The organism is Rhodopirellula europaea 6C (genome assembly GCF_000338295.1).
GTDB lineage: Bacteria > Planctomycetota > Planctomycetia > Pirellulales > Pirellulaceae > Rhodopirellula > Rhodopirellula europaea.
In genome coordinates this window covers 1-6,513 of record NZ_ANMO01000020.1, presented here as the reverse complement: position 1 = coordinate 6,513, position 6,513 = coordinate 1, and the positions used below count along the sequence as shown (strand labels likewise).

1 protein-coding gene is annotated in these 6,513 nt (G+C 54.7%); it reads right to left on the bottom strand.

Annotated features, from left to right (window positions below):
• Positions 1-158: 158 nt before the first annotated feature.
• The gene (locus RE6C_RS32085; RefSeq protein ID WP_236617863.1) at positions 159-6,491 is read right to left on the bottom strand and encodes an MBG domain-containing protein; all 6,333 of its coding nucleotides are present in this window, start codon (positions 6,489-6,491) and stop codon (positions 159-161) included.
• Positions 6,492-6,513 lie beyond the last annotated feature (22 nt).

Sequence of the window (6,513 nt, the reverse complement as noted above, 5' to 3'; positions counted from 1 at the left end):
CATTACAGACGAACTCCCCGGAGCGTCAGCTAGTTTGGATAGCCCCCCCGGAAGAGTCAATCTTTTTCTAACTGTCAGAATGCCTGTTCTTGAGATTTTTCGCCCCGCAGAGCTTCTCGTGCGATCAACGCACAAATCCGCATGCAACGAGTCGATCGCTAATCGCGGCTGCTAAAACGCATTTCCGGCAGGTAGACGATGCCGTCCTCCTCTCGCACTTCGTCCCCGCTCGGCTCTTCCTCAGATTCCGAGGTTGAAGTCGGACGAACATTGATCGTGCCGACATTCGTTGGAGTCAAGACGTTGACTGTGTTCGCGAAATCGATGTAGCGGCCGAATTGATCGTAGACAAGGTTGTCCGTTTGAATGACGACTTCTGGTAGCGGAATCTCGTCGCGCACGGTCAACACGCCGTTGTTGATGGTCAGTTTGTAATTGCCCAGATCCAAATTCCCGCTTGGATTCGTCGCGGTGATGACATACTGACCGAGCTCCGCATCCTCGGTCACACCACCACTGGCCAATTCCACTTGGCTGACAGTATCGGAGTTCTTCAAACCGGTCACCGTGAACTCGGTCCCGTTAAACACAAACTCGGTACCGATCAACTTCAATTGATCATCGGTCGAAATCAGCAGCGGCGCGGGCGTTACCATCAACCCACCGGGCAACAAACCGAATTCAATGTTGTAGTTATTGACGTCAAATCCGCTTGCTCCGGCTTCAACTGCTGAGGCGGCCAAGACATAACTGCCAACGTTTGCGGTTGGGACGATCCCCGGCGAGATGAAGCTGACTTGCTGGATCGTTTCGCCGTTCTTCAACCCGATTGCTTCGAAGCGAGTGCGGTCCAGCATCGAATCGCCATAGATCTTCTCCTGGCTCAACGGATTGACGACCAAATCGGCGGGCAACACCGTCAAACCACCATTGGTGAACGAGATGTTGTAGTTCAGGGGGCTGAAGGAACCTTGTCCGCTGACATTCAGGCCAACCGCGTAAGGCTCATCCATCACATCCGCAGTGGGACGTGTTCCCAGGCTCAGCCACTCGACCGGACCAATGGATTCGCCGTTGACCAGACCTTCCACCGTGAAGTCATTGTCTGGGAAAACGAACGTGTCTCCATAGGTCTTCGTGTACGTGCCGCCGGTCACGACCAGGTCTGCCGGCAAGATGGTAAACGTGCCGTCGGTCGCTCCGACGAATCGATACTTGTCGTCCAAATTCGTCGCGTCGATGGAAAGTGTATAGTCTCCGGCATCGGAAAACTGGGTCAGGTTAAAGTTCGTCGTCAAACCGATCGAACCGAGCGTGTCGCCGTCCTCCAATTGACCACTCACTAGACCGATGCCCGGATCGACGGGAACTTCACCATAAGTCGATGAACCGCTGAGGGCTTCGAAAAACAAACCAGGCGTCAAATCAGTCTGCGAAAAGTAAAAAGAGAAGTTGGCTTCGGGTGTACCTAAGTACGGAGGATTCGGAAATCCAGACGCGAAATCAGGCAAGACCTTGTCACCAATGCCCAGCGAGTTTTTCTGCACTCCGCTCTGGTCAAACAAATCCGAACCGGCGACACCGTTGATCGTTGGCGATCCCGAGAGCACGAGATTTTCTTGACGTGGCAAGAAGACCTGCAGTTTCCCCGCCGGGTCGCTGGTAATGGTTGTGTCTCCCTCTAAACGCAATGTTTGGTCTGTCTGCGTTGCATTGAAGAAATTGGCAGACGCCACCAAATTCGTATTGAATCCGGAAACGGTCGAATCAGAGATACGAATCGCGTCACCACCGCCGCCGCTACCAAGCAGGAAGACGGTTCCATCCCCGAGTACGGAAATCGTGCTGCCATTGACGACATCGATTCCGTTGCCGGTCGAGTTGCGACCCTCCAGACCGATCAACTGCATGCGTGATGTAGCTTGAATGATCGCTTCGTCCACAATCACCGCTGTGCTCGCCCCATCACCGGCTGTCACAAAAGTATCGACGAACGCACCTTCGACGCGAGCTCCACCGCGGACAACCAAACCATGGTTGCCGGATCCGTTCGCTCCTCCAACAGCAAAGACCGAGATACGGTCTCCGGCGATCACTTCGGTACCCTGGCCTTCGATCAAGACTCCAATACTGTTGCCACCGGATCGATCACCGCCGAAGCCACTGAGGCTAATTGTCGTGTTGGATTCGATCCGGGAACCCTTGTCGATGATTACCCCGGTTCCGTCACCAACGCCGCCCAGAAAGACTGCATCAGCGATGATACGACTTCCATTGGTAATGATCGTTTCGACCGGCTGATCTCGACCACCCGAGTTTGGCTCGTTAAAGAAACCTCGGATCTGGAAAAAAGTACCGGATCCGGTATCGATCGTCGCTCCATCGACCAGGAAGAACGCGGGCCCAGGATCTCGCTGGCTCGGGATCGCAGAATCGTCATTGTAGAAGATGTTGAGACCGCCACCGGAAGTATCGATCGTCACCCCTGGCTCAATTAACACACTGCGCCCCGTCGTTAAGTTCAGATCGCCCACGTCATCCCCGCTGGCAATCAAGCTCGATTTAACCGTGAGGTCATTACTGAATTGCAACGTCAGATCATTGCCGGCATTCAGGATCGCAGCGATATCGTCGGGATCGATAAAGGACGTCTCACTGGGATCGTCACCGAACAACAAGTCACCCGTCAAACCAGAGTTCGAGGACCCACCAAATCCGATCAACGAAACCTTTCCAACCCCTGGTTTCGCGTCGGCGCCAAAGCTGGCTCCAGGTGAACCGATGGCTAAGAGATTGCCATTATCTGCAAATGAGACGGAACTGCCGAATGCATCGTCTGGCTGCATCCCGATCGAACCGCCGCTGATCGCGGTACCATCTTCGATAATGCTGTTGATCGTAAGGGACGCATTGATATTGGCTGGATCGAGGTCGAACAGAAAGACTCGCCCACCGGTGCTGACGACATCAAAGTTGCCGACCAAGCTTGGGGCTCCCACCGCCAACTGGCTTCCGTCAGCGTTGAACGCCACGGATTTACCAAATCGATCCGAGTCGAATAACGACAAGGACTCAGCCCCGGCCAACGTCGCCCCATCGTTCAGCGTATGCGCTAAGTTCGGTGCGGCACTCAGGTCTGACGTATTAAGACCGAAGACAAAAACGGTCCCCTGTCGAGTTCCAAATTCGCCAACCGTGGAGTCGCCGACCGCCAACCGGGTCGAGTCCCGGCTGATCGCGACCGCCGACCCAAACGCCGAGACGGGGTCGTCAAAAAAGTTTCCTGGGTCGACTCTTTCCAAAGCAAGTGTCCCACCTCCGGACAACGTCGTCCCCTCTCCAATCGTTTGAATCAGGACCGGATTTGCATTGAGATTGCCGAGGTCCAGTGAGATGAGGTGCACTTTTTCCTCGGCCCCCACTACCAATACATTTCCCGTTCCGTTCAATGCAACGCTTTGACCGAACAAATCTTGCGGCTCGAAATCAAGGCCCTCGATCCCAACAAAATCTCCCAGGCCGAAGGTGGGTCGGGTGAGTAAATTCTCAAGGGTAGGAATCTCGCTGGTTTCATTCGGGTCAATTCCAAAGAGAAAGACCCCACCATCGCCAAATTCCAATTCCGGATCGCCGACCGCCAGCAGATCACCCGCTGAATTCCAGGAGACGCTGTCCCCGAATGACGAAAGAGGCAAGTCGAGCAACTCGCCGTTGCCCAGCGCGCTGCCGCTGCCGAGGACATTGGTCAACACCGGTGCTGCGTTAAGGTTTGGAGCGACATCGAACAGGTGAACGCGTTGTTTCGCTCCAACTGCGATTCGGCTTCCATCCCCGCTCAACGCAATCGCTTGGCCAAATCCATCACCGGCGCCAAAGGCGAAATCTTCGTTGGACAACGGACTATCGGTCCCGATTGTCTGCGTCAGTTCGATCGGCCCACCGAAACCCTCACTGAAACTGAAGACATTAAACCGTCTTTTTTCAGAATCTCCCACGTACAAATGATCCCCCGGTCCGGTGAGAGCCAACGACGATCCGAACGTCTCTGTATCGACTTCCAAGGAAACGCCACTGGCCAGTGTTGTTCCATTCTCGATGGTTTGTCTCAAGTCGGCCGGCGACGACAAATCTGCCGAATCAAGTTCGAACAGAAAGACTTTGTTGGGAATGGAAAAGTCCGTTTGCCCAATTGCCAGGCGGTTGCCAGAGTCATCCAACGCGATCGCAGCACCGAACCGCGTGAAATCATCAAGCATCAGTGTGCCGCCACCGGCAAGTGCCGATCCGTCCCGTAACTGTTGAGATTGCCCCGGGGCCTGGCTCCAATCGTTCGGATTCAATTCGAACAGGCGAACGGCTCCGCCATCGCCATTGACTTCACCCACGGCGAGACGGTCTCCGGTTGAATTGACCGCAATCGAATTTCCAAGTCGAAAAACACTGCTCCCCAAGTTTAGTGTTCCGCCTTCGGCAAGCGGCGATCCTTGCTGGATTGTATTGGCTAGGGTCGGAACACCGGCGAAATCTGCGACGCCGAATTCGAAGAGAAACACCTTCTCTACAAGACCAGCCCCGGCGGCCAGTCGCATCCCATCGCCGGTCAATGCCACCGAGTCGCCGAAACCGCTGTCGCCGCCCAGCATCAATTGCACACCGCCCGTCAGCGACGTTTGATTTCGGAGAACCAGTGGCAAATTTGGCTTCTCGGAAAGATCGGTCGAATCGAGCTCGAACAAATAGATCGCACCGCTATTGTTGTCTGCATTGAAGCTGCCATCGTCGCCGCTCGCCCCCACGGCAAGCAAGTTGCCTGCATCGTTGAACGCCAATGAAGATCCAAAGCTGTCTTCGTCATCAAATGCGATTGTCTCATCGCGAACGGGCGTTGCAATGACAACACCATCCTCTATCACTTGAGACAGCATTGGGGCGGCACCGACATCACCAACCTCAAACAAATAAACCTCCTGAGAAAAGTCACCCACATTGCCAACAGCCAATCGGCTTCCCTCCGAATTCGTGGCGATCGAAAAGCCAAATGCCTCCATGAATCCCAGCGTTTTCTGGCTGCCGTCGACCGAGATCAAGTTTGCAAGCGTCGGCGCATTTGAATCCTCGACCAAGTCAAACAGAAAGACGCCTCCGGAAGAATCACGGTCTCCCTGAGGTCCATCATACTGCGGAGCCCCAACCGCCAACCAGGCGCCGTTACCCGATAGCGCAACATCGGTTCCAAATGCATTTGTGCTGAATTGCAAGGTGTTGCCATCAGCCAAAACCGTGCCATCCTCCAACACCTGCATCAGGCTCGGCGCGGAAGCTAGGTCCGACCCATCTAGCTCAAGCAGATACACTGTGGGCGAAAAGGTCGTCGAGTCGCCAATCGCCAGCATGGATCCGGATTGATCGAAATCGACGCCCGTTCCAAATCGGTTCCCGAAATCTCCGGGCACTTCGAGAGTCGAGCCGTCGGCTAGCACAGTTCCATGTTGGATCGTCTGCGCCAACATAGCCGGGGACACCAGAGAATTTGAACTCAGATCAAACAGATAGACAACTCCATCGAATTCCGCATCTCCTGCTCCCGAGGCACCGACCGCCAGCCGATTTCCGATACCATTGAACGAAACTCCGGATCCAAAACCAGACGACGATTCAAAAATGCCTATCGGATCCGGATCACTTACAATCTGCGCTAAGTTTGCCGGCTGCGACAAATCCGACGGAGTGATTTCAAACAGATACACCAGTGGCTCTCGGAAGCTTGGTGCTCCGACTACAAGCCGGTCACCGGCGTCATTAAGGTCAATGCTCGCCCCGAATGAATCTCCCCCCAACCGTCGAATATCGTCCGGATCATCGAATAGGATCTCGTTGGGCATATTCGGGTTGTCTGTCTCGACCAGATCAAGAATTCCTCCACCAGCAAGCAGAGAATCGTCCTGCAGAACCTGAGCGAGCGTCGCAGGCGCTGAAGGATCATTTGCATCGAGTTCAAACAAAAACACCGCGCCAGAATTCTCGGTCAGCGTAGATGGATCCGCGCCGACAGCGTCCTTCAATGGAGCTCCCACCGCCAGGACGGCACCATCCCCATCCAAGGCGACTCCACCGCCGAACACGTCTCTCTCATCAAGGGATAGCACATTCCCGCCGCCAACATTGGCCCCATCGCGGATGACTTGTTGCAATGTGGGCGGAACACTCAAGGCATCGGTGTCGAGTTCAAACAGGTAAACCGCCCCGGCCAATTCTTTGACCGTGTTACTTCCTGCGTCACCTGTCGCTCCAACGGCCAACAGCGACCCGCTGTTGTTGAAGTCCACAGAGCTTCCGAGTTGATCAAACGCATCAACTAAATCGGAGCCTGCGAGCGAAAATTCGATCAGGCTCAATCCCGAGGGCGTTGAGTCGACGATCACCCCATTCTTGGGATCCAGCAGAACGGTTCCGCCACCGGTCAAGACACTGTCGGTCGTTTGGTAGTTCAACAACCCAGCCGATGAAAGTTCA